At 34.6% G+C, this 22523-nt stretch carries 21 protein-coding genes and 1 pseudogene; 18 read left to right on the top strand and 4 right to left on the bottom strand.

Annotated features, from left to right (window positions below):
* Window positions 1-19: 19 nt before the first annotated feature.
* Complete coding sequence (gene pruA, locus ACNRYB_RS08355; protein WP_473729762.1) at window positions 20-1645, top strand: L-glutamate gamma-semialdehyde dehydrogenase; 1626 nt, start codon at window positions 20-22, stop codon at window positions 1643-1645.
* A gap of 256 nt (window positions 1646-1901) precedes the next feature.
* A complete protein-coding gene (locus ACNRYB_RS08350; protein ID WP_473729761.1) occupies window positions 1902-2633 on the top strand; it encodes a hypothetical protein in 732 nt (243 codons plus the stop codon).
* 68 nt (window positions 2634-2701) lie between these two features.
* On the opposite strand, the gene rsmG is transcribed toward ACNRYB_RS08350, so the two are convergent.
* Window positions 2702-3331: a 16S rRNA (guanine(527)-N(7))-methyltransferase RsmG gene (gene rsmG, locus ACNRYB_RS08345; protein ID WP_473729760.1), complete on the bottom strand. Its 630-nt coding sequence runs from the start codon at window positions 3329-3331 to the stop codon at window positions 2702-2704.
* A 107-nt stretch (window positions 3332-3438) separates the two neighbouring features.
* Between rsmG and ACNRYB_RS08340 the strand changes: the two genes are divergently transcribed.
* The 8 genes and pseudogenes from ACNRYB_RS08340 to ACNRYB_RS08305 all read left to right on the top strand — a co-directional run bounded on the left by ACNRYB_RS08340 (window position 3439) and on the right by ACNRYB_RS08305 (window position 11840).
* Window positions 3439-4536 carry a fatty acid desaturase family protein gene (locus ACNRYB_RS08340; protein WP_473729759.1) on the top strand — a complete coding sequence of 366 codons (1098 nt, stop codon included), beginning with the start codon at window positions 3439-3441 and terminating at the stop codon, window positions 4534-4536.
* 75 nt (window positions 4537-4611) lie between these two features.
* A complete protein-coding gene (locus ACNRYB_RS08335) occupies window positions 4612-5802 on the top strand; it encodes a pyridoxal phosphate-dependent aminotransferase (RefSeq protein WP_129746461.1) in 1191 nt (396 codons plus the stop codon).
* 361 nt (window positions 5803-6163) lie between these two features.
* Entirely contained in the window at window positions 6164-6619 is a 456-nt protein-coding gene (locus tag ACNRYB_RS08330) for a ferritin-like domain-containing protein (protein WP_066032728.1), read from the top strand.
* A gap of 121 nt (window positions 6620-6740) precedes the next feature.
* Entirely contained in the window at window positions 6741-7331 is a 591-nt protein-coding gene (locus ACNRYB_RS08325; protein WP_473729758.1) for a hypothetical protein, read from the top strand.
* A gap of 159 nt (window positions 7332-7490) precedes the next feature.
* The gene (locus tag ACNRYB_RS08320; protein WP_473729757.1) at window positions 7491-9359 is read left to right on the top strand and encodes a peptidase U32 family protein; all 1869 of its coding nucleotides are present in this window, start codon (window positions 7491-7493) and stop codon (window positions 9357-9359) included.
* Between the two features lie 419 nt (window positions 9360-9778).
* Window positions 9779-10942, top strand: a pseudogene (purT, locus tag ACNRYB_RS08315) (formate-dependent phosphoribosylglycinamide formyltransferase); the annotation flags it as partial.
* 2 nt (window positions 10943-10944) lie between these two features.
* A complete protein-coding gene (locus ACNRYB_RS08310) occupies window positions 10945-11265 on the top strand; it encodes a DUF6370 family protein (protein ID WP_129746465.1) in 321 nt (106 codons plus the stop codon).
* Window positions 11265-11840: a Crp/Fnr family transcriptional regulator gene (locus tag ACNRYB_RS08305; protein WP_066032734.1), complete on the top strand. Its 576-nt coding sequence runs from the start codon at window positions 11265-11267 to the stop codon at window positions 11838-11840. The genes ACNRYB_RS08310 and ACNRYB_RS08305 overlap by 1 nt, the downstream gene beginning before the upstream one ends.
* A gap of 203 nt (window positions 11841-12043) precedes the next feature.
* Here the strand turns inward: ACNRYB_RS08305 and aceA are convergent, their stop codons facing one another.
* The gene (gene aceA, locus ACNRYB_RS08300) at window positions 12044-13324 is read right to left on the bottom strand and encodes an isocitrate lyase (RefSeq protein WP_129746466.1); all 1281 of its coding nucleotides are present in this window, start codon (window positions 13322-13324) and stop codon (window positions 12044-12046) included.
* A 243-nt stretch (window positions 13325-13567) separates the two neighbouring features.
* On the bottom strand, window positions 13568-15169 hold the full coding sequence (aceB, locus tag ACNRYB_RS08295; RefSeq protein WP_129746467.1) for a malate synthase A: 1602 nt from the start codon (window positions 15167-15169) through the stop codon (window positions 13568-13570).
* Window positions 15170-15377: 208 nt separating this feature from the next.
* On the opposite strand from aceB, the gene ACNRYB_RS08290 reads away from it, so the two are divergent.
* The 6 genes from ACNRYB_RS08290 to ACNRYB_RS08265 all read left to right on the top strand — a co-directional run bounded on the left by ACNRYB_RS08290 (window position 15378) and on the right by ACNRYB_RS08265 (window position 19968).
* Window positions 15378-16859, top strand: coding sequence for a helix-turn-helix domain-containing protein (locus ACNRYB_RS08290; RefSeq protein WP_473729756.1), 1482 nt, complete (start codon window positions 15378-15380; stop codon window positions 16857-16859).
* A gap of 6 nt (window positions 16860-16865) precedes the next feature.
* Complete coding sequence (locus ACNRYB_RS08285) at window positions 16866-17225, top strand: hypothetical protein (protein ID WP_473729755.1); 360 nt, start codon at window positions 16866-16868, stop codon at window positions 17223-17225.
* A 128-nt stretch (window positions 17226-17353) separates the two neighbouring features.
* Complete coding sequence (locus tag ACNRYB_RS08280) at window positions 17354-17764, top strand: DMP19 family protein (RefSeq protein WP_473729754.1); 411 nt, start codon at window positions 17354-17356, stop codon at window positions 17762-17764.
* Window positions 17765-18190: 426 nt separating this feature from the next.
* On the top strand, window positions 18191-18907 hold the full coding sequence (locus ACNRYB_RS08275; protein ID WP_473729753.1) for a pirin family protein: 717 nt from the start codon (window positions 18191-18193) through the stop codon (window positions 18905-18907).
* 165 nt (window positions 18908-19072) lie between these two features.
* Window positions 19073-19300: a (4Fe-4S)-binding protein gene (locus tag ACNRYB_RS08270; RefSeq protein WP_111364966.1), complete on the top strand. Its 228-nt coding sequence runs from the start codon at window positions 19073-19075 to the stop codon at window positions 19298-19300.
* A 134-nt stretch (window positions 19301-19434) separates the two neighbouring features.
* Window positions 19435-19968, top strand: coding sequence for a YceI family protein (locus ACNRYB_RS08265; protein WP_119789331.1), 534 nt, complete (start codon window positions 19435-19437; stop codon window positions 19966-19968).
* Between the two features lie 286 nt (window positions 19969-20254).
* Here the strand turns inward: ACNRYB_RS08265 and ACNRYB_RS08260 are convergent, their stop codons facing one another.
* Complete coding sequence (locus tag ACNRYB_RS08260) at window positions 20255-21118, bottom strand: helix-turn-helix domain-containing protein (protein WP_129746471.1); 864 nt, start codon at window positions 21116-21118, stop codon at window positions 20255-20257.
* Window positions 21119-21213: 95 nt separating this feature from the next.
* Here ACNRYB_RS08260 and ACNRYB_RS08255 point away from each other — a divergent pair, with 95 nt between their 5' ends.
* Window positions 21214-21576 carry a DUF983 domain-containing protein gene (locus ACNRYB_RS08255; RefSeq protein ID WP_129746472.1) on the top strand — a complete coding sequence of 121 codons (363 nt, stop codon included), beginning with the start codon at window positions 21214-21216 and terminating at the stop codon, window positions 21574-21576.
* A gap of 72 nt (window positions 21577-21648) precedes the next feature.
* A complete protein-coding gene (fabD, locus tag ACNRYB_RS08250) occupies window positions 21649-22521 on the top strand; it encodes an ACP S-malonyltransferase (protein ID WP_129746473.1) in 873 nt (290 codons plus the stop codon).
* The last annotated feature ends 2 nt before the right edge of the window (window positions 22522-22523 follow it).

The raw sequence follows: 22523 nt of genomic DNA, 5'->3' as shown, positions 1-22523 counted from the left end.
ATTCACAAATTTAAATAACATGCTTAAAGGATTTTTTCATGTACCAAAAGCGGTAAACGAGCCTGTAAAGAGCTACGCACCAAACTCACCAGAAAAAGCTGCTGTTCAAGCTGCTTATACCACAATGTGGAATTCTCAAATTGACGTTCCTTTATATATTGGAAGCGAAGAAATTAGAACTGGAAATACAAGAAACATTACAGCTCCACACGACCATAAACACGTTGTTGGAAAATACCATTTAGCTGAAAAACAACATATCGAAAAAGCTATTGCGAATGCTCTTGAAGCAAGAAAAAAATGGGCAAACATGGCATGGGAACAGCGTGCTGCTATTTTCTTAAAAGCTGCTGAACTTATCGCTGGACCATACAGAGCTCGTATCAACGCCGCTACAATGATTGGTCAATCTAAAAATATCCATCAAGCAGAAATTGATTCTTCTTGTGAATTAATTGACTTCTTACGTTATAATGTTGAGTTCATGACTCAAATCTACAACGATCAGCCAAAATCAGATTCTTCTGTTTGGAACCGTGTCGAATACAGACCATTAGAAGGATTTGTTTACGCTATTACTCCATTCAACTTTACTGCGATCGCTGCAAACCTTCCTGCAAGTGCTGCTATGATGGGTAACGTTGTGGTTTGGAAACCAAGTGATAGCCAAGTATTCTCTGCTAAAGTTATCATCGATGTTTTCAAAGAAGCTGGAGTTCCTGACGGAGTTATCAACGTAGTTTTCGGAGATGCTTTAATGATTACAGACACTGTTTTAGCAAGCCGAGATTTTGCTGGTGTTCACTTCACAGGATCAACTCACGTATTTAAAGATATTTGGGCTAAAATTGGCGCAAATATCCACAATTACAAAACATATCCAAGAATCGTTGGTGAAACTGGAGGTAAAGATTTTATCATTGCTCACCCAAGCGCAAACGTAAAACAAGTTGTTACAGGAATTACTCGTGGAGCTTTTGAATTCCAAGGACAAAAATGTTCTGCTGCTTCTAGAGCTTATATTCCACAAAGCTTATGGCCAGCTGTAAAAGAGCAATTAATTGCTGATGTAAAATCTATGAAAATGGGGTCTCCAGAAGATTTCGGAAACTTCATTACAGCAGTTATTCACGAAGGTTCTTTCGATAAACTAGCTAGTTATATTGATCAAGCTAAAAAAGATGCTGACGCAGAAATCATCGTTGGAGGAAATTATGACAAATCGGTTGGATACTTTATTGAGCCAACAGTTATTGTTACTACAAACCCAAAATATACTACAATGGAAACTGAGTTATTTGGACCAGTTATTACTATTTATGTTTATGAAGATGCTAAATGGGAAGAAACTCTTGAATTAGTGGACACTACTTCTGAGTATGCTTTAACAGGAGCTGTATTTAGCCAAGATCGTTACGCTATTGAATTGGCTACTACTAAATTACAAAACTCTGCTGGTAACTTCTATATCAATGATAAACCAACTGGAGCTGTTGTAGGAATGCAGCCATTTGGCGGAGCAAGAGCTTCTGGAACTAACGATAAAGCAGGTTCTGCATTAAACTTATTGCGTTGGGCTTCTCCAAGAACTATCAAAGAAACTTTTGTAACTCCAGAAGATTACAGATACCCTTTCTTGGGATAATTTTTTTATTTCAAATTTCAGGTTTACCTCCCAATATAAAAGTCGATTCTCATAAAGAATCGGCTTTTTGTTTTTTACTTACATTGAAATATTTATTTGTAGTATTTTTCTTATTTATTTAAAAATCAGCACTTTAAAAACTTGAAATGGCTTATTTTAATACTTTAAAAACTTTTAGTTCCATTCAGAAAAAACTCATACTAATAATTTTGTTTCAAATATTTAACTGTATATAAATAATATAAAAAACATAAGTATGAGAAATTTAAACAATGTTCCTAAAGTTATTATGGAATCTAAAAGCATTGGACATGCGATTGATTATAAATGGACAAAAAAGAAAACAAACAAACTTTTAGATCCTATTGAAGGTAATGAAGAACTTGAAAATGCCTTAATGCAGATCAATCATAAAGGTTCAATTGGTTTGACCGCAGCATTATTAGAATGGGTTTACTGGCGTTTTACAGGTTACAGTCAAGCTACAAATGATACGCAAAAACGAATTGAAGCACTTTGGTGCTCTATCAATAATCGTGAACAGACCAATCCTTTATTATTTGACACCGAATTCGAAATCCCAGCAACTGGTTCTGTCAACGGCGCCCTATGGATTGCATTAATGAATGTGAGAATGATAGATGTAAGATACCGCAAAGGCTCTTACTTTTTACAAAATGATCTTGTCGGATTGGTATTGCTGGCACGTCACATTACACCAAAAAAGAAAAGCTTTGACAATTGGTTTGCCCAAACTATTATAAACTTAACTCACTCTCATCCTAACCCGTACAGAAATGATGTTTTGGACGAAAGTGACGAAGCTGTATACGATTCATCACACGAGCCCGTAATCTGCAGAGAGTTTTTCTTTGATGAAAAATTCGAATATTCAGTTGAAGCATCAGAGAATGCTATTCATGCCTTCATTGATAATTTAGACCTTAAAGCGAACAGCTTTTTAAATCTTCCGAAAAAGGCTTCGTAATTTTTAAACTGTTTAGTTTTGTTCAAAAAAATAACCCGCTTAGAATATCCTAATCGGGTTATTTGTTATTAAGGTTTGAATTTTAAGGGAAGGTGAACCACTTTTTTAGTTTCAAAAAATTCATCTTCAAAAAAATCAGCCAAATCATATAAAGTAGCACTTGGAAAATCCTTTAACTCTTCGGTTAAATCGCCGCCTTTCAGATAAAGAATTCCATTTTTTAACATGTGTTTGTGCTGTTTCTTGATTTTATCTTTAATCCATGAAACAAAATCTGGCATATTAGTAACTGCTCGGCTTACAATAAAATCGAAGTCTCCTTTTACCAATTCAGCACGCTTTTGTTCTGCTTTTACATTCTTTAACTCAAGTGCATCAACAACACCTTGAACCACTTTTATTTTTTTGGCAATAACGTCAATCAAATAAAAACGAGTTTCAGGAAAAAGAATCGCCAACGGAATTCCAGGAAAACCTCCACCTGTTCCAACATCCAAAACTGTTGCCCCAGGTTCGAACTTCATCACCTTGGCAATTCCTAATGAATGTAAGATGTGTTTTGTATATAATGAATCAATGTCTTTACGCGAAATAACGTTGATTTTTTCATTCCAATCGTGGTATAAAAAGTCTAATTTTTGAAATTGTTCGATTTGAAGATCAGTCAAATTGGGAAAATATTTCAATATCTCATCCATTGCTATAATTTTTTAACAAAAGTACTACTTTACGATTGAAATATTTAACTCAATTTTGCAAATTGAAAATTTATAATAATTACCTTTGAAATCTATTTAAATTAATTATGAATAACACTGCTCCAACTTTTGCACGGCAAGACAATTTAAAGTTTTTTAGAACGCTTAACTCTCGCGTTAACAATTACTTTAAAGAAAATAATATCAAAAAAACCGGAAACTGGAAGTTACACTTAAAAGCTGTTATTCTATTTGCTGTTTTTTTAACTCCGTACTTTTTAATCCTTACGCTTAACATGCCGTTTTGGGTAATGTTATTATTATCAATTGTCATGGGCGTTGGAATGGCTGGTGTAGGAATGAACGTTATGCATGACGGAAATCATGGTTCTTACTCTACTAAAAGCTGGATCAACAAATTTATGGGCGGAACAATCTACGTTCTGGCCGGAAATGTTTATAACTGGCAAGTACAGCATAATGTATTGCACCATACTTATACTAATATTCCTGGACATGACGAAGATTTAGATGCAGGAAGAATTATTCGTTTTACAGAACATGCAGAATGGCATCGTTTTCATCGTTTTCAACATTATTACTCTGTTTTCTTATACGGTTTATTAACTTTTAATTGGGCTTTAACAACCGATTTTAAGCAAATGAGAAACTATTTAAAGAGAAAACTATCTTATGGCGAGCCCAAAAATCCAAAGATTTTGTGGACAACACTTATCATTACTAAAATGATTTATGTTTCAATCTGGATTGTTTTACCAATCGTAATTGGAATTACATGGTGGAAAGTGCTTGTTGGCTTTTTTGCTATGCATTACACAGCTGGATTAATCCTAAGTATTGTGTTCCAATTGGCACATGTTGTGGATCACACTACAAATCCAACTCCAAATGAATTAGGAGAAATGGATAACACTTGGGCGGTTCACCAATTGTACACAACAACTAATTTTGCTCCAAAAAATGCAATTGTAAATTGGTACACAGGCGGTTTAAATCATCAGATCGAACATCATATTTTCCCAAATATCAGTCATATTCACTACGGTAAAATTGCTCAAATTGTAAAAGAAACAGCAAAAGAATGCAATTTGCCTTATTACGAATACAAAACAATGCGAAGTGCCGTCATTGCTCACTTTAAGCATTTACGTGAATTGGGAATGAAACCAGAATTATCTGTTTAAAAAGCTAAAAAAATCTATTAATAATAACCTTCCTTAATAAAACATTCAAAGTTAAGGACATTCAAAATTTTCATAATGAATCATATTCTTTCGGACAGAATCAACAACTTAGCGACTTCGCAAACTTTAGCAATGGCCGCTTTGGCAAGAGAATTAAAAGCACAAGGAAAAGACATTATCAGCTTAAGTTTAGGCGAACCTGACTTCAACACACCAGACTTCATTAAAGAAGCAGTAATAAAAGCAGTAAACGAAAATTATAGCACTTACTCTCCAGTAGAAGGTTACCTAGAATTGAGAGAAGCAATTTGCAGAAAATTCAAGAGAGACAATAATTTGGACTACAAACCAACTCAAATTGTAGTTTCTACAGGAGCAAAACAATCATTATACAACATTGCGCAAGTAATGCTAAACGAAGGCGATGAGGTTATTTTACCTGCACCTTACTGGGTTTCTTATTTCGAAATCGTAAAGCTTTCTGGTGGAGTTCCAGTTGAAGTTCCAACATCTGTTGAAACCGATTTCAAAATGACACCAGAACAATTAGAAGCCGCTATCACTCCAAAAACAAAAATGATGTGGTTCTCTTCTCCATGTAACCCATCTGGTTCTGTTTACAGTAGAGAAGAATTGACAGCTTTGGCTAAGGTTTTGGAAAAACATCCAAATATATATGTAGTAGCAGACGAAATCTATGAGCATATTAATTTCTCAGGAACTTTCTGCAGTATCGGATCAATCCCAGGAATGTTAGACAGAACCATCACTGTAAACGGAGTTGCAAAAGCATTTGCAATGACAGGATACAGAATTGGTTATATCGGAGCTCCTGAATTTATCGCAAAAGCGTGTACAAAGATCCAAGGACAAGTAACATCTGGTGCAAATTCAGTAGCACAAAGAGCTACAATTACTGCTGTTGATGCTGATCCAAGCGTATTAAACGAAATGGTTAAGGCTTTCCACGGACGTAGAGATTTAGTGGTTGGATTATTACAAGAAATTCCAGGAGTAAAAATCAACGTTCCAGAAGGTGCTTTCTATGTATTTCCAGACGTTTCTTCTTTCTTCGGAAAAACTTTAAAAGGACACGAAATTAAAGATGCAAACGACGTTTCTATGTACCTTTTAGCCGAGGCAAACGTAGCTACAGTAACTGGAGATGCTTTTGGAAATCCAAACTGTATTCGTTTCTCTTACGCAACAAGCAACGATATTTTAAAAGAAGCATTACGCAGAATCAAAGAAGCTTTGACTGCATAACAATATTCTAAAGTTTATTAAAACGGCTTAAGGTTCAGAAGTTTCATCACTTTTATACTTTAAGCTGTTTTTTTTTGCGTGTCCTACGGCCGGGCTATCCACTATATCTTTTATGGCGAACCCCACCATAAAAGGATATCGCTCCTATCCCTCACGCAAACGGCATACGAGAAACATCATTCTACAAAAGAAAATTTTTGAGCATTTAAAATTGGCAAAATTCGAGAAATCCGTGGCGAATAAAAAAAGAGTTTCAAAATTCCCATTCCACAATATTATAAAACTCAAAATGTAATCCTATAAAAATAAGCATGTTATAATTATAAACTTTGTAACATATTAATTTTTAAAATTATAGGTCATGACACATGCAGAAGAAACCACAACAGAAACCATTAAAACTTTAGAAGGATTAATTTCAATTCTGGAAGATGGAAAATTAGGATATACAAATGCAGCGGAACATGTAGAAAATCCAGCAATGAAAACCGATTTTCTTGAATACGCCCGCGAAAGAGCCTTATTTATTGTAGAGCTACAAAACCAAATCAACAAACTAGGAAAATCGACAGATACTTCTGGCGGAGGTCCGCTTGGAGCTTTACACCGTACTTGGATTGATATAAAATCTGCCTTTACAGGTGGAGACACAGAAGCCATTATAAATGCCTGCATCACTGGTGAAGAAGCCGCTATCGAAAAATACAAAATGGCACTCGAAGAAAATCATTTGGAACATGATCAAGTCTACATCGTTTCAAAACAATTAAACAGTATTCAAAATACTTTATCACAAATTAAAATGAGAGCAAATTAATCGATCGATTCATGCTTTTTTTTTGAGAACTGCTCGGTCTTCGGATTGGGCGGTTTTTTTATTTTTTAAACTGAAAATAAATCTTACATTCGTCGCAACCAATTAAAAACTAAAAAACCATATGACATTAACTTTACGCTGGTATATCATTTTACTATTTGCAATTTTACTTTCTTCAATAACACAAGCACAAACAACTGGCAATTTCATAAAAGCCTCAATAGGTTATGGATCTAGCAGTTCTTATTACATTGAAGATTATGGAAGTCAAGATGAAGTTGATGTTATGGGAGGTGGACTTTATCTTCAAGGCGAATACATTATAGGACTAAAATCGTGGTTTAGCATAAGACCTTACGCCGGCGCCATTTTTGAATCTGTTGATAAAGATCAAAATGTACAAAATCAACCTCAATATAAAGTCACAACTAATGCTTTTTTAATGGGAGGAAAAGTTCGTATTTGCGCACCAATTCCATGGGTTGCCCCATTTATTGAAGGTGGAATCGGAACATCGATAGGTAAATTTGAAACCTTTACACCAAACGTCAATTTTAATAAAAGCACTATTTTAATGCATATTCCTTTCAGTGTAGGATTAGCAGTGGGAAGACATAATAGTTTTGAAATTGGTATTTCTGGATACTTTCATCCAGCGGCAAAACAATCGACTGGAATATTTGCAATCGGATATAATTTTCCATTAGATTAATCATATTCTCAATTCTCAAATTAAAAATTTCATTTATCTTCATTCCATATTAAGTTAACAATTTCAAAAAAATCGCTTCATCACTAGCAAACTCAAATAATTTATTAGACCTTTGCACACTTTTTTTCGGGAATACCACAAAAGTCTAAAGTTTTAGAAATGAAGAAGAAAATCGAAATATTAGCTCCTGCTAGAGATTTAATTGGAGGAATCGCTGCCATAAACAGTGGTGCAGATGCTGTATATATTGGCGCACCGCAATTTGGTGCACGTTCAAATGCAAACAACTCTATTGCAGATGTTGCTGAACTGGTAAAATATGCCCATCTATTTAACGCACAGGTTTTTGTGGTTATCAATACTATTTTATATGATAACGAATTAGAAACATGTCGCGCGATGATCTGGGAATTATACGATATTGGTGTCGATGCCTTGATTATTCAGGATATGGCTATTATGGAAATGGACTTGCCTCCTATCGTCCTTCATGCCAGTACACAAGCTAATAATCGTGACAAAGAAAAAATAAAATTTCTTAAAGATGCTGGAATCAAACGTGTGGTTTTAGCTCGTGAATTGAACCTGCATCAAATTAAAGAAATCTACGATTACGCTGATGTTGAATTAGAATTTTTCGTAACGGGAGCACTTTGCGTATCATTCAGCGGAAACTGTTATATGAGTGTGGCAAACGGAGAACGTAGCGCGAATCGTGGTTCTTGCGCACAAAACTGCCGTTTACCTTATAACTTAATTGACGGAAACGGAGAAACTTTAATCAGAAACAGCCACTTGCTTTCGATTAAAGATTTAGACGTTTCAGATCAGATTCCAAATTTGATCGAAGCTGGAATCGTTTCTTTCAAAATCGAAGGAAGATTGAAAGACGTCGCTTACGTTAAAAACAATGTTTCTTATTTACGTCAAAAATTAGACAGCTTTTTAGAGGGAAGCGATAAATACACGAAAGCTTCTTCTGGAAGATGTACATATACTTTCGACTCTACTTTGAGTAGAACTTTCAATCGCGGTTATACCGATTATTTTGTAAACGAAAGACATGCTAGTATTGGTTCTTGGGAAAGTCCAAAATCAAAAGGTCAATATATTGGTAAATTAATCCGAACTATTGGCGGTGCTTACGAAATCGAAAACGGCGAATTATTAAACAACGGCGACGGACTTTGCTTCATCAACGAAAATAACGAAGCTGACGGAATCTATGTAAACAAAGCCGAAAACGGAAAAGTTTATCCAAACGTTTTAAAAGAAATAAAAGACGGAACTTTCATTTATAGAAATAACGACGCTGCTTTCATCAAAATTATTGAAAGAGAAGACAGTGCGATCCGTAAAATCGGAACAACTTTATTGCTTACCGAAAACGAAAACGGTTTTGAATTAATCGCAACTGATGAAGATGGAAACGTAAGCACAGTAAAATTAGAACATCCGAAAGAACAAACTAAAACTGGCGAATCTATCGAGGAAAACATTAAAGTTCAATTGGCTAAAACAGGTTTTACTCCTTACAGCGCTGATGAAATTAATGTAATGTTCTCTGAAAACTGGTTCCTTCCTATTTCAAAAATCAACGAAATGAGAAGAAATGTTTTCGAACAATTATCAGAAATTCGTTTGGCAAATTACGTTCGCGAAGAACATCAATTAGTAAAAACGTCACATCCGTATCCAGAAACGAAACTGGATTTCATGTACAACGTTTCAAACAAAACCGCTCGTAAATTCTACGAACGTCATGGTGTTACCGAAATAGAAAAAGCATTTGAATTACAATGGGATCCAGGAAAATCTCGTGTAATGACAACTAAATATTGCATCAAATACGAATTAAAAAAATGTCCAATTCACCAAAAAGACATTGTTGGTGTTAAGGTAAAAGAACCATTGGTTTTAAAACAAGGAGAATTGGAATACAAACTAAAATTCAACTGTAAACCATGCGAAATGGAAATTTGGGAAAAAGATGCTGAATTTGAGATTGAAGAAGATCATTTTCATTAATTTTTACCGCAAAGTTTTTTAACCGCAAAGACGCAAAGGAATACGCAAAGTTCGCAAAGATTATTTTAAAATCTTTGTGAACTTTTTCTTTTTTTAAGCTTCTATTCCCCAAAATCTTGTCATTTCGACGAAGGAGAAATCTTCGCCAGTAGCTCTACAAAGATTGGCTTATTGGAACGGAATTACTCGTAGAGATTTCTCCTTCGTCGAAATGACAAACTGTGTGGTTATTTTGTCTTAAAAATAAAATCAATTGCAAAATTAAATCTGCTGAATCTGCAAAATCTGCGTGAGAAATTCTTTGAGTTCTTTTTTATCTTAAAAACAAAAATTTAGCGCTCTTTGCGTAAATCTTTGCGAACTTTGCGGTTAAAAAAAGCTTTTTCCCTACTTTTACTACTTAAACACTACAACACTCCAAAATGAAAATACTACTCCTAGGTTCAGGCGAATTAGGCAAAGAATTTGTCATTGCCGCACAACGAATCGGACAAACTGTAATTGCAGTTGACAGTTACGAAAATGCTCCGGCAATGCAAGTTGCACACAGTTTCGAAGTCATCAATATGTTAGACGGCGAAGCGCTTGACCAAATCGTAGCCAAACATAAACCTGATTTTATTGTTCCAGAAATAGAAGCCATTCGCACCGAACGTTTTTACGATTACGAAAAACAAGGCATTACCGTTGTCCCTTCAGCGAAAGCGGCAAATTTTACTATGAACCGTAAAGCAATCCGCGATTTAGCGTCAAAAGAATTGGGATTAAGAACAGCAAAATACCAATACGCCACTTCAGCTGAAGAGCTTCAAAAAGCCGTTCAGGAAGTTGGAATCCCATGCGTCGTAAAACCTTTAATGTCTTCGTCTGGAAAAGGACAATCGACTATTAAAACAGAAAGCGATATTGAAAAAGCATGGCAATACGCCGTTGCAGGTTCGCGTGGTGATGTTATTGAAGTGATTGTTGAAGCTTTCGTAGATTTTCATTCAGAAATTACGCTTTTGACGATTACACAAAATAACAATCCAACTTTGTTCTGTGCTCCAATTGGCCACAGACAAGAAAGAGGCGATTATCAGGAAAGCTGGCAGCCGGCTTTAGTTTCAGAAAAAGATTTATACGAAGCTCAGGATATGGCCGAAAAAATTACAGAAGCACTTGGCGGTGCCGGACTTTTTGGTGTTGAATTTTTCCTGACTAAAGAAGGCGTTTATTTCTCTGAACTTTCTCCGCGTCCGCACGATACAGGAATGGTAACTTTGGCTGGAACACAGAATTTCAACGAATTTGAATTGCATTTAAGAGCCATTTTAAGTCTTCCAATTTTCGAAATTACTTTAGAAAAAGCCGGAGCAAGTGCCGTAATTTTAGCATCTGAAGATTCTGCAAATCCAACTTTTAGCGGAATCGAAAAAGTAGCGGCTTTACCAAAAACGGATTTTAGGATTTTTGGAAAACCAACTTCAAGACCTTATCGAAGAATGGGAGTTGTTTTAAGTTATGATACTCTTTCAACTCCAATTAACGAAGTAACAGAACGCGCCAAAGAAACGGCAAAATTAATAACTGTAAATTCTTAACTATGAAAAATATAATATTAGCAACTTTCCTTTTTATTGGAATCGCTGTGCAAGCACAAAGCAAAAAGAAATTTGATAAACCAACAGTTGTAGAAGCTTCATGTGGAGAATGCCAATTCGGAATGAAAGGCAAAAGCTGTGATTTAGCCGTTCGTATTGACGGAAAATCGTATTTCGTTGACGGAACTACGATTCACGATCACGGAGATGCACACGCTGAAAAAGGTTTTTGCAATGCAATCAGCAAAGCTTTAGTTACGGGAGAAATCAAAGGAAACAGATTTAAAGCAACTTCATTTACTTTAATAGACGATAAAAAATAATGGCATTAATTCTCGAAAACATTGCCAAACACGTTTCTCTGACACCAGAAGAACAGGCGCTTTTTTTATCTAAACTGGAAACAAACACTTACAAAGCTAAAACGCTTTTATTAAACGCTGGTGAAGTCTGCAAACATTCCTATTTTGTAAACTCCGGAATTTTAAGAAGTTTCAACATCAACGATAATATTGTTGAACATGTTCTTTCATTCGCATGCGAAGGCTGGTGGATGAGCGATATGTACAGTTATTTTTCGCAAAAGCCGGGACAGCTTTTTATTGAAGTTTTAGAAGAAGCTGAAGTCGTTTCGTTATCCAAAGAAAATCAAGAACAATTGTATCTTGAAATTCCGAAGCTGGAACGTTTTTTTAGGATTTTAATTGAGAATTCATTAGTTGCAAATCAGCAAAGATTAATGGACAATTTAAGTTTACCTGCTGAAGAACGTTTCGAAAAATTCACTAAAAAATACGGCACATTAGTTCATAAAGTTCCTCAAAAACAAATCGCTTCGTTTATTGGCGTAACACCAGAATTTTTCAGCAAAATGAAAGCTCGACTTTTGAAGAAATAATATTTAGCCACAGATTTCACAGATTAAAAAGATTTTTTCTAGCCACAAATTACACAAATTTTCACAAATTTTATTTCAATATTATTCCGATTTAATTCGTGGAAATTTGTGTAATTCGTGGCAACATTTTTTAATCATTCTAATCTGTGAAATCTGTGGCAAAAAAAACACACACGGCTCAAAACGAACCGTGTTGTTGTGAATTAAAATTGCTCAACCTCTGTAGAATGTTCCATTGCTGTTATTGCTGATTTTCCTAACATAACAGTATTTTGAACCGCATCAAAATAAGAAGTCCCAACAAAAGCTTGATGTTTTACCGCTCTGAATCCGTTTTGTTGTAATGCGAATTCTCTTTCCTGCAATTCAGAATAACCTGCCATTCCGCGTTCTTTGTACGCTTTAGACAATTCGAACATACTTGTGTTCAAAGCATGGAATCCCGCCAAAGTGATGAATTGGAAAGCATATCCCATTTCGGCCAAATCTTCTCTAAACGTTTCCATTTCAGCAACTGATAATTTTGCCGCCCAATTGAAAGATGGAGAACAATTGTATGCCAGCATCTTATCCGGAAATTCTTTTTTCATTGCTTTTGCAAACTTTCTAGCGTAATCCAAATCAGGATTACTGGTTTCCATCCAGATTAAATCAGCATAAGGCGCATAACTCAAACCTCTTGCGATTCCCTGCTCGATTCCATTTTTTACATAAAAGAAACCTTCAGCTGTTTTTTCTCCTGTCAAGAATTTTCTATCTCTAGGATCAGCATCACTTGTTAATAAATTTGCAGCATCTGCATCTGTTCTAGCAACAATTAAAGTTGGAACTCCCATAACATCCGAAGCTAATCTAGCTGCAATTAGTTTATTAATTGCTTCTTGTGTCGGTACCAAAACTTTTCCGCCTAAGTGTCCGCATTTTTTAGCAGAACTCAGCTGATCTTCAAAATGCACTCCAGAAGCTCCAGCTTCAATCATAGATTTCATCAATTCGAAAGCATTTAGGTTTCCACCAAAACCTGCTTCTGCATCGGCTACAATCGGAACCAAATAATCTTTTTTATCTTCAATATTATTAACAGTCTGAATCTGATCGGCACGCAGTAAAGCGTTATTGATCTTTTTAACCACCATTGGCACACTGTTTACAGGATAAAGTGATTGGTCAGGATACATTTCTCCAGCTAAGTTTGCATCAGCAGCAACCTGCCATCCGCTTAAATAAATCGCTTCTAAACCCGCATCGACTTCCTGAATCGCCTGATTTCCAGTCAACGCCCCCAAACCCGCAACATAATCCTGACTTTTTAACTTTCTCCATAATTTTTCTGCACCTATTTTAGCAATAGAATGCTCAATTTTATAAGACCCCTGAAGCGCCACAACTTCACTCGCAGTGTAAGGACGTTCAACGCCTTTCCATCTCGGGTTCGTAATCCAATCATTAATCAATTCCTGAATTCTGTCTTCTGTTGTTTTCATAAATAGTTTAAGTTAAAGTGGTTTGTTTTTTAGTGTTCAGTCGCAGTTTTAAGTATTCAGTTTTTAACTGTGACTTTTTTTCTTTGAATTTAATTTTAAACACATAGAAACATAGTCATCCTTTGTGGTTAAAGGCGCTTCACTTACATAAATACACATAGCTATCTATGTGTGAAAAACTAGTTTTTTTCTTCTTTCTCTTTTCAGAAGATTAAGATCTATGTTTCTATGTGTTTAAAAATTTCATAGATATTTATAGCAAGGAATCGTTAAGAAATCCACAAAATGCAGATTTACAACCAATCTTTCCAGCAATTTTTCAGCTAATGGAAATTGCTGTTTTTCATGATTTTCTTCTCCTAATTCTTCCTTGATTTTTCTAAATTCATCTAAAGCTAATTCATGATAATATGCCAAATCTAATTTTCGCCCATTATCCAAAATCACTTTATTTTGAAGCCATTGCCACAATTGCGATCTTGAGATTTCGGCGGTTGCCGCATCTTCCATTAAATTATGCAAAGCTGCTGCGCCTTGTCCATTTAGCCATGAAGCCAGATATAACACTGCTACATTTATATTTTTTCTAACTCCGTTTTCTGTAATCAGTCCAATTGGCGGTTCAATCAAATCGGCTTCTGTAATTCTTCGATGTTCTCTTTTTACATGAATCTGATTTGGAGTTCGCATTCCTTTATCAAAAACTTCTTTAGCTATTGAAACTAAATCTGGGTGCGCAACCCAAGTTCCGTCGTGACCATTTCGAACTTCACGTTCTTTGTCGGTTTTTACTTTTGCGAAAGCGATAGCATTTGCTTCTTCATTATTTCGAATCGGAATTTGAGCAGCCATTCCGCCAATCGCATGAATACCACGTTTATGACATCTCTGAATTACCAGATTTGAATAGGCATTCATAAAAGGCGAAGTCATATTTACCTGATCACGATCTGGAACAATGAATTTTGGATTTTTTCTAAACTTTTTAATGTAAGAGAAAATATAATCCCAGCGCCCGCAGTTCAAGCCCACAATATGTTCTTTTAATTCATAAATAATTTCATCCAACTGAAAACTCGCTGTAATCGTTTCAATTAAAACCGTCACTTTTATAGTTCCGCGTTTTAGATTTAGATAATCTTCTGTAAAATCAATTACAGTATTCCACCATCTAGCTTCCAGATAATGTTCCAATTTCGGAATGTAGAAATACGGTCCTGAATTGTTTTCTAAAAGTTTTTTGTGATTGTGAAAAACATATAAACCAAAATCTACCAAAGAACCCGAAACTTCATTTCCTTCAATCAAAACATGTTTTTCAGGCAAATGCAAACCTCTTGGACGAACAATCAGCGTTGCGATTTTTTCATTTAAGTGATACGATTTCTGCTTTATCAAATCAGTAAACGTGATGGTTTTGTTAACAGCATCTATCAGGTTCATTTGTCCATCCATCAAGTTTTGCCAAGTTGGCGAAGTGCTGTCTTCAAAATCGGCCATAAAAGTTTTTGCACCAGAATTCAAAGCATTGATAATCATTTTACGATCAACTGGGCCAGTAATTTCAACTCTTCGATCCAATAAATCTTTCGGAATTTCTCCAGCTATCCAATTACTTTCTCTGATGCTTTTGGTTTCTGGAATAAAAACCGGCATGATTCCCTGATCAAAAGTGACTTGCTTCTGTTCTCTTTGTAAAAGCAGTAATTTTCTTTGCGATTCGAATTTTTTATGCAATTCGATAATAAACGCAGTTGCTTCTTCTGTCCAGATTTTTGGATAAGCAAGCTTTTTGTCGGCTAGGAATTCTATAGCCATTTCAGTGATCTCTAATTGGTTTTTCATAGCTGCAGATTTTAACTTTTTATTTAACAAAACAGATTTTCTGTTTTCATTTCATTTCGTTAAAAACATATAAATCATAACTAATTCATAATTAATAAGTTTCAACGATACAATGTTATAAAAAAGTTTTTTACAAAACAAGCGAACGTTCGCTAAATTTAAAAAATATTTTTTTGGCGATTATTTTTAGATTACTTACATTTGAATTATGGATATCGAAAAAGACTATATAAAGCTGATTTTTGGGCTAAAAATGAAACAAGTTCGTACGCAAAAAAACTTGTCTCTTTTTGGTTTGGCCAAACTGACTAATCTTTCAAAATCGTATTTAAACGAGATTGAAAAGGGAAAAAAATATCCGAAAACAGATAAAATTTTGCTCTTGTGCGAACATTTGGACGTGACTTACGACCAAATGGTGTCTTTAAAACTCGATAATAATCTCGCTCCGATTGGCGAAATCTTGAAATCAGGAATTTTAAAAGAGATTCCGCTAGAGCTTTTCGGAATCCAAGAAGCGGATTTAATTGATATTATTGCGAATGCTCCAGCAAAAGTCAATGCGTTTATTAGTACAATAATCGAAATTGCACAGCATTATAATTTGAGCCGTGAAAGTTTCTTTTTGGCTGCTTTACGATCCTATCAGGAAGCGCACAGCAATTATTTTGAAGATTTAGAAGAAAAAGTAATTGCGTTTTCGAAGTCATTTCAGATTAATCTGGATTCTAAAATTAGCGTTGAAGAACTAGAAGCGATTTTAAAAGAAGAATACGAATACAATATTAAAGAAATTGCTTTTACAGACCAAGAAGCTTTGGACGATTTACGCTCGATTTATGTTCCGAAAAGTAAAACTTTATTGCTTTCAACCGAACTCGACGCTCCGCAAAAAGCTTTCATTTTAGCTAAAGAAATTGCTTATAACTACTTAAACATTTCAGACCGACTGCTTACTTTCAGCTGGATTAAGTTTGAAAATTTCGATCAGGTTCTGCATAATTTCTATGCTTCTTATTTTGCCGGCGCTTTGTTGTTACCTAGAAAACTGGTTGTAGATAAAATCAATTATTTTTTAGAAAATGAAAATCCAAAACCTGAAGAATTTGTTCAATTAATCGAAAGTTTTGAAGTTTCACCAGAATCTTTTTATCAAAGATTGACCAATTTATTGCCAAAAGATTTTCAGTTGAAAAACTTATTTTTCTTAAGATTATCTCATAAAATCGGTTCTGATTTTTATCAGATAAATAAAGAATTACACATTACGCATCAGCAGGAACCACACGCCAACGAAACTAATGAACATTATTGCAGAAGATGGGTCTCGATAAAAACAATTGATGAAGCCATAAAACAAAACAAATCTCATTTTTTTGACGCTCAGATTTCGAGTTATGCCAATAGCGGAAACGAATATTTGGTTTTTTCATCGGCTACGAAAGATCCTTTTGCAGAAAATTACATCAGAAGTATTTCCGTTGGAATCCTAATAAATCCAACAATGAAAAAGAAACTCAAATTCATTGATGGAAAACCTTTGGTGAAACGAATTGTTGGTGTAACTTGTGAAACTTGTGCCGTGAAGGATTGTTTGGAAAGAAGCGCTCCACCGACTGTTTTGGAAAGAGAGAAACGCCATGAGAATACGGATGCAGTTGTACAGCAGTTTATCAATCAATACAGTTAGAATCTTATGAAATATTTTGCCTTACTAATAACCTTGTTATTTATCAATTTCAACCAAAAAACGGACAAACTTAGCGGCCGTTATAATTATTTGATTGAAGACGATAATGCTTATATCTTAAAAGATAAAATTACTTTTAAGGATAGCATTTTTGTTTTTGATAACAAGTTCATGCCGAAAGGGAAAATTTCTTATGGCAATGTAATATTATTAGACAATTTTATTAATACTGATTTGATTATCAGCATTCCGAAAGATCAGATTGAAAAAGATACAATTCCTTTTTTTATGCATGATAAGAAAAGTTCTTCTGCGAATTATCTTGATGAAGTGGTTGGGAAAGGGAAATTGATTCGTATTAAATAAAAGTTTTTTAATAATCTCGCAAAGACGCGAAGTCGCAAAGATTATTTCTTTTAATGCAATCTTGTCATCTCGACGAAGGAGAGATCTCCGCGAGTAGCTCGACAAAGTAAAATCTACAACGAAAAACAATGAAATTATTCAACTTTATTTTATCCTTATTACTAATGACATTTTCAAGTTGTTTAAGCCAAGCTACATCAGAGAAAGAGAAAACCCATATTTCAAAGCCTACAGCTAATATTGAAGAATTAGAAATGGAAGTTAATAACGGAGGATTTAATCAATATTTCTTCAATTCTAGCGGACAAAATTGTTTCGAAACATTAAAAGCATTGAAGAAAAATAAAAAGTTTAAAACCGCGAAAATTCTTGAATCGGCAATTAATTTAATTAATCCGAAAAAACTATCTAATGAAGATTTAATTATAAAACTTCGAAATCAAGAAGTAGAAGAACTAGACAATGAAGAAATAAATGCAAAATTAGAACTCTTGGATTTAGAGTTTTATAAATATGCTGATGGGAATTTGCAAGAATAATCTTTCCTAAATCTTTGTAGAGCTACTTGTAGAGATCTCTCCTTCGTCGAGATGACAAAACTGCATGGTTACTTTGGCATGAAAACTTTGTAATTTCTAATCTTTGTAGAGTTTCGTGTGTGATCCTTCGTTCCTCAGGATGACAAACTGAAATCTTTAAGTTTTTGTCTCAATAACTTCTTCTGAAAATAAAAACTTCTAATCTAGCCCCGATAGAAGTGGAAATCCTTTTGTGGTGGGGTTCACCACAAAAGATTGAAACGGATAGCGGGACTGAACGTCTTTTGAAAACCAAAATCTCTGCTTCAAAAAAACTTAGAACCTCAGCATCTTAGAACCTTAGAATCTTTTCTTAACCTAGATTAAGTGCTTTTCTTCTACATCGGCTGTATCTTTGTACCATAAAAATAACGAAAGGACAAAATCATGGAAAATATAGTATTGCACAAAGCAGAATCAAGAGGAAATGCAAATCACGGATGGTTGAACGCTTATCATAGCTTTAGCTTTGCGAGCTGGTACAATCCCGACAGAATTCAGTTTGGAGCGCTTCGTGTTTTAAATGATGATACGATTGCCGCAGGAATGGGATTTGGAACTCACCCTCACGATAATATGGAAATTATCACGATTCCGCTAGAAGGAGATTTGGCTCACAAAGACAGTATGGGAAATACTGAAGTAATTAAAAACGGAGACATTCAGGTTATGAGCGCTGGAACTGGAATTCAGCATAGCGAGTTTAACCCGAATGCAGATCAGCAGACTAAATTGTTGCAGATTTGGCTGTTTCCAAACAAAAGAAACGTAACGCCACGCTATCAGCAAATTACTTTGGATGTTGCTGACAGACATAATAAATTGTCTCAGGTTTTATCGCCAAATGCAGATGATGAAGGTGTTTGGATTCACCAAGATGCTTGGTTTAACATGGGAAATTTCGATGCTGGAATAACTGCTGAATATAAAATCAAAAAAGAAGGAAACGGAGTTTATGCTTTCGTTTTAAAAGGAAATGTTACCATCAACGGTCAGGAATTAAATTCTCGTGATGCAGTGGGAATTTCAGGAACTGGTACTTTAAACATTAAAGCCAATACAGACGCTGAATTTTTATTAATGGACATTCCGATGAATTATTAATTCAAACAAAAAACAATTAACACCTGTACTTTGAAACGATAATAAACCTGAAAATCAGATTATTATCGTTTCTTTTTTTTGTTCCATTTCAAAAGAAAGACTAACTTTATAAGTAAAAAAATTGGTTTGACTTTAAAATTAAATTCATACTTAAAATTTTAAACCATGAATCCAAACAACCTCACTAAAGAATACACAAACGGCGAAGTAACGATTGTATGGCAATCTGGAAAATGCATTCACTCGGCTAATTGTGTCAAAAACAATCCAGATGTTTTTCGTCCAAAAGAAAAACCTTGGATTACTCCAGAGAAATCTACAACTGAGAAAATCATTTCTACTGTTAATAAATGCCCGTCGGGAGCGTTGACCTTTTATATGAATAAAAAATAATCGTAAGAGACCTAACAGGTTTTAAAAACCTTTTAGGTCTTTCGCATTTCTTAATCTAGGTTAAGTGCTTAAGGACAACTGTCATCGTAACTTTGTCCTATCAAAATGAAATTAATTATTTAAAAAATAAAATTATGGCAACTACAAAATGGTCAATTGACCCAACTCACTCAGAAATTGGTTTTAAAGTTAAACACATGATGTTTACTAATGTTTCAGGAAAATTTGGAACTTACGAGGCTTCTGCAATCACAGAAGGAGAAAGTTTTGATAATGCAGATTTCAGTTTTTCTGCTGATATCGCTTCGATCGACACTGCAAATGCAGATCGTGACGGACATTTAAGAAGCGGTGATTTCTTTGACGCTGAGAATCATCCAAAATTAACTTTCAAATCTTCTGCTTTCAAAAAAATTAATGATGGTGAATTTGAATTGACTGGAGATTTAAGCATTAAAGGTGTTTCAAAAACAGTAAAATTCCCAGTTGAATTTAGCGGAATCATGACTGATCCTTGGGGAAATACAAAAGTAGGTTTAAGCATAGAAGGAAAAATTAATCGTAAAGATTGGGGTTTAAACTGGAACTCAGCTCTTGAAACAGGGGGTGTTTTAGTAGGTGAAGAAGTTCGTTTGAACATTGAATTACAATTTGTAAAACAAGCCTAATCTATTTGGTTTTAGATTTAATTGGTTGGTTAAAAGCCTTGCGTTTACTCGCAGGGCTTTTTTTTTCAGCCACCAATTACACAAATTTATTTCACGCAGATTTTTAAATGATTTTAGCAGATCTTAAAGATTTATTTTAATCTGCATAAATCTGCAAGATCTGCGTGAAACCAAATTAACAGCCACAGATTAAAATGATTTTCACAGATTTTAAAATCCACAACAATACTTTTAATCTGAAGCAAAAAATAATTTGTGAAAATTTGTGCAATTTGTGGTTAAAAAATCAACGTACTGTGTTTCTAAATTCTGTTGGCGACATTCCGGTTTGTTTTTTGAAGAATCGGGAGAAGTATGAGTAATCTTCGTAGCCGACTTTGAATGCGACTTCATTTACGGCTAATTGTTTGTCGATCAGCATTCTTTTTATTTCTAGAATTACACGATCTGTAATTACTTCTGTGGCTGTTTTTTGAAGAATTTCATTGCAGATTCTGTTTAAATGTTTTAGTGTAATATTTAGCTTTTCTGCATAAAACGAAGGCAGTTTCTGAGTTCTGAAATGTTCTTCTAAAAGCGATTCAAACTTGTTGATTTTGATATTATATGAATGGGTTTGATGAGAATAGGTTTCTCCATATTTTCTCGCTACTTCGATATGAATGCAATCCAATAAATTCAACAATTTATCTAATTGGTATTTGTTGTCTTGACTATTTTCGTGAATTAGCAAATCAAAATATGGAAGGATTTTAGGAATTTCCTTTTCTTCAAAAACCATTTCAGGTCGGTTTTGAATGGAATGGTAAAAGTTGTAATCGTTGATTTTTTTCTGTCCGAAATACAAATTGTACAATTCCTGCGAAAAGATAATTACAAAACCTTCAATATCTTCAGACAAATTCCAATGGTGCATTTGTCCTGGTTGAAGTACAAACAAACTTCCTCTTTTAATTTCGAACTGGTCAAAATCGACTTCATGAAACCCCGAACCTTTTGTAAAAAAGACCATCAAATACGAATCGTGCCTATGTGGCTCTTCGACAAAACTGTGATTTTTTAAATGCTCTTTAAAAGTATTAACATAAAAGTCGCGGTGAATATCGTTACAGCTAAAATTCTGAACACTATAAATAGGATATCGCTTCATAAAAATGTCTTTATTGTGCTAAAATAAGCGAAGATACTAAAAAGACTTTTATAACGCTCTGAATTACCTTTGTATAAACAAAAATTAACAATATCATGTCAAGCGCATTAACTCATATTTTAAAAAACGAATGTCCTGTTTGTCATAAAGGAAAAGTTTTTATAGACAAGAATATCTTTCTTAATTTCAGTTTCCCAAAAATGAATGAATACTGCAGTCACTGCCATTACAAATTCCAAAAAGAACCTGGCTATTTTTTTGGTGCCATGTACGTAAACTACGGATTAACAGTAGCTCAGGGTATCGCAACATACTGTATTGCACAGTTTTTCTTCGAAAAGAATTTTGATTTAAGAATTCTTCCAATTATTGCTGTTTCTATCACTCTACTTACTCCTTTTAACCTGAGATTTTCCAGATTAGCATGGATTTATATGTTTAAGGATTATACGAAATAAAAAAATAGTACTTTTGCCTTCCAATTGAAACTAATTTTCAATTTTAAAAAAAGTAAAAATTAAATTAGACAAATGAAAGCATACGTATTTCCGGGTCAGGGTGCACAGTTCACAGGAATGGGTAAAGACCTCTATGAAAATTCGGCTTTAGCCAAAGAATTATTCGAAAAAGCCAATGAAATTTTAGGCTTCAGAATTACAGATATCATGTTTGAAGGCACTGCCGAAGAACTAAAAGAAACTAAAGTTACACAGCCAGCAGTATTTTTACACTCTGTTATTTTAGCTAAAACTTTAGAAGATTTCAAACCGGAAATGGTTGCGGGACATTCATTAGGAGAATTTTCGGCTTTGGTTGCCAACGGGACTTTATCTTTTGAAGATGGTCTTAAATTAGTTTCTCAACGTGCTTTAGCAATGCAAAAAGCTTGCGAAATCACTCCCTCTACAATGGCAGCTGTTTTAGGTTTAGCTGATAATGTTGTTGAAGAAGTTTGTGCCTCTATCGACGGCGTTGTGGTTGCTGCCAACTATAACTGCCCTGGTCAATTAGTAATTTCTGGTGAAACTACTGCTGTTGAAAAAGCTTGTGAAGCTATGAAAGCTGCAGGAGCAAAACGTGCTTTAATTTTACCTGTTGGAGGTGCTTTCCACTCTCCAATGATGGAACCTGCAAGAGAAGAATTGGCTGCTGCAATCGAAGCAACTACTTTCTCTACTCCAATTTGCCCAGTATATCAAAACGTTACTGCAAATGCAGTTTCTGATGCTAATGAAATTAAAAAAAACTTAATCATTCAATTGACCGCTCCTGTAAAATGGACTCAGTCTGTACAGCAAATGATTGCTGACGGCGCGACTTTATTTACTGAAGTTGGTCCTGGAAAAGTTTTAACTGGTTTGATTAATAAAATTGACAAAGAAGCTGCTGTTGCTAATGCTTAATT

The organism is Flavobacterium sp. CR10 (assembly GCF_055814415.1).
This window is presented reverse-complemented; position numbering and strand designations above follow the sequence as displayed.

What these genes read in the sequence shown, in the direction of transcription:
- ACNRYB_RS08325 (WP_473729758.1), top strand. Translation starts at nt 6,741, where the DNA reads ATGACATTAACTTTACGCTGGTATATCATTTTACTATTTGCAATTTTA.
- ACNRYB_RS08275 (WP_473729753.1), top strand. Translation starts at nt 18,191, where the DNA reads ATGGAAAATATAGTATTGCACAAAGCAGAATCAAGAGGAAATGCAAAT.
- ACNRYB_RS08350 (WP_473729761.1), top strand. Translation starts at nt 1,902, where the DNA reads ATGAGAAATTTAAACAATGTTCCTAAAGTTATTATGGAATCTAAAAGC.
- ACNRYB_RS08290 (WP_473729756.1), top strand. Translation starts at nt 15,378, where the DNA reads ATGGATATCGAAAAAGACTATATAAAGCTGATTTTTGGGCTAAAAATG.
- ACNRYB_RS08285 (WP_473729755.1), top strand. Translation starts at nt 16,866, where the DNA reads ATGAAATATTTTGCCTTACTAATAACCTTGTTATTTATCAATTTCAAC.
- rsmG (WP_473729760.1), bottom strand. Translation starts at nt 3,331, where the DNA reads ATGGATGAGATATTGAAATATTTTCCCAATTTGACTGATCTTCAAATC.
- ACNRYB_RS08280 (WP_473729754.1), top strand. Translation starts at nt 17,354, where the DNA reads ATGAAATTATTCAACTTTATTTTATCCTTATTACTAATGACATTTTCA.
- ACNRYB_RS08335 (WP_129746461.1), top strand. Translation starts at nt 4,612, where the DNA reads ATGAATCATATTCTTTCGGACAGAATCAACAACTTAGCGACTTCGCAA.
- aceB (WP_129746467.1), bottom strand. Translation starts at nt 15,169, where the DNA reads ATGAAAAACCAATTAGAGATCACTGAAATGGCTATAGAATTCCTAGCC.
- ACNRYB_RS08340 (WP_473729759.1), top strand. Translation starts at nt 3,439, where the DNA reads ATGAATAACACTGCTCCAACTTTTGCACGGCAAGACAATTTAAAGTTT.
- ACNRYB_RS08270 (WP_111364966.1), top strand. Translation starts at nt 19,073, where the DNA reads ATGAATCCAAACAACCTCACTAAAGAATACACAAACGGCGAAGTAACG.
- ACNRYB_RS08305 (WP_066032734.1), top strand. Translation starts at nt 11,265, where the DNA reads ATGGCATTAATTCTCGAAAACATTGCCAAACACGTTTCTCTGACACCA.
- ACNRYB_RS08310 (WP_129746465.1), top strand. Translation starts at nt 10,945, where the DNA reads ATGAAAAATATAATATTAGCAACTTTCCTTTTTATTGGAATCGCTGTG.
- ACNRYB_RS08265 (WP_119789331.1), top strand. Translation starts at nt 19,435, where the DNA reads ATGGCAACTACAAAATGGTCAATTGACCCAACTCACTCAGAAATTGGT.
- aceA (WP_129746466.1), bottom strand. Translation starts at nt 13,324, where the DNA reads ATGAAAACAACAGAAGACAGAATTCAGGAATTGATTAATGATTGGATT.
- pruA (WP_473729762.1), top strand. Translation starts at nt 20, where the DNA reads ATGCTTAAAGGATTTTTTCATGTACCAAAAGCGGTAAACGAGCCTGTA.
- ACNRYB_RS08255 (WP_129746472.1), top strand. Translation starts at nt 21,214, where the DNA reads ATGTCAAGCGCATTAACTCATATTTTAAAAAACGAATGTCCTGTTTGT.
- ACNRYB_RS08320 (WP_473729757.1), top strand. Translation starts at nt 7,491, where the DNA reads ATGAAGAAGAAAATCGAAATATTAGCTCCTGCTAGAGATTTAATTGGA.
- ACNRYB_RS08330 (WP_066032728.1), top strand. Translation starts at nt 6,164, where the DNA reads ATGACACATGCAGAAGAAACCACAACAGAAACCATTAAAACTTTAGAA.
- ACNRYB_RS08260 (WP_129746471.1), bottom strand. Translation starts at nt 21,118, where the DNA reads ATGAAGCGATATCCTATTTATAGTGTTCAGAATTTTAGCTGTAACGAT.
- fabD (WP_129746473.1), top strand. Translation starts at nt 21,649, where the DNA reads ATGAAAGCATACGTATTTCCGGGTCAGGGTGCACAGTTCACAGGAATG.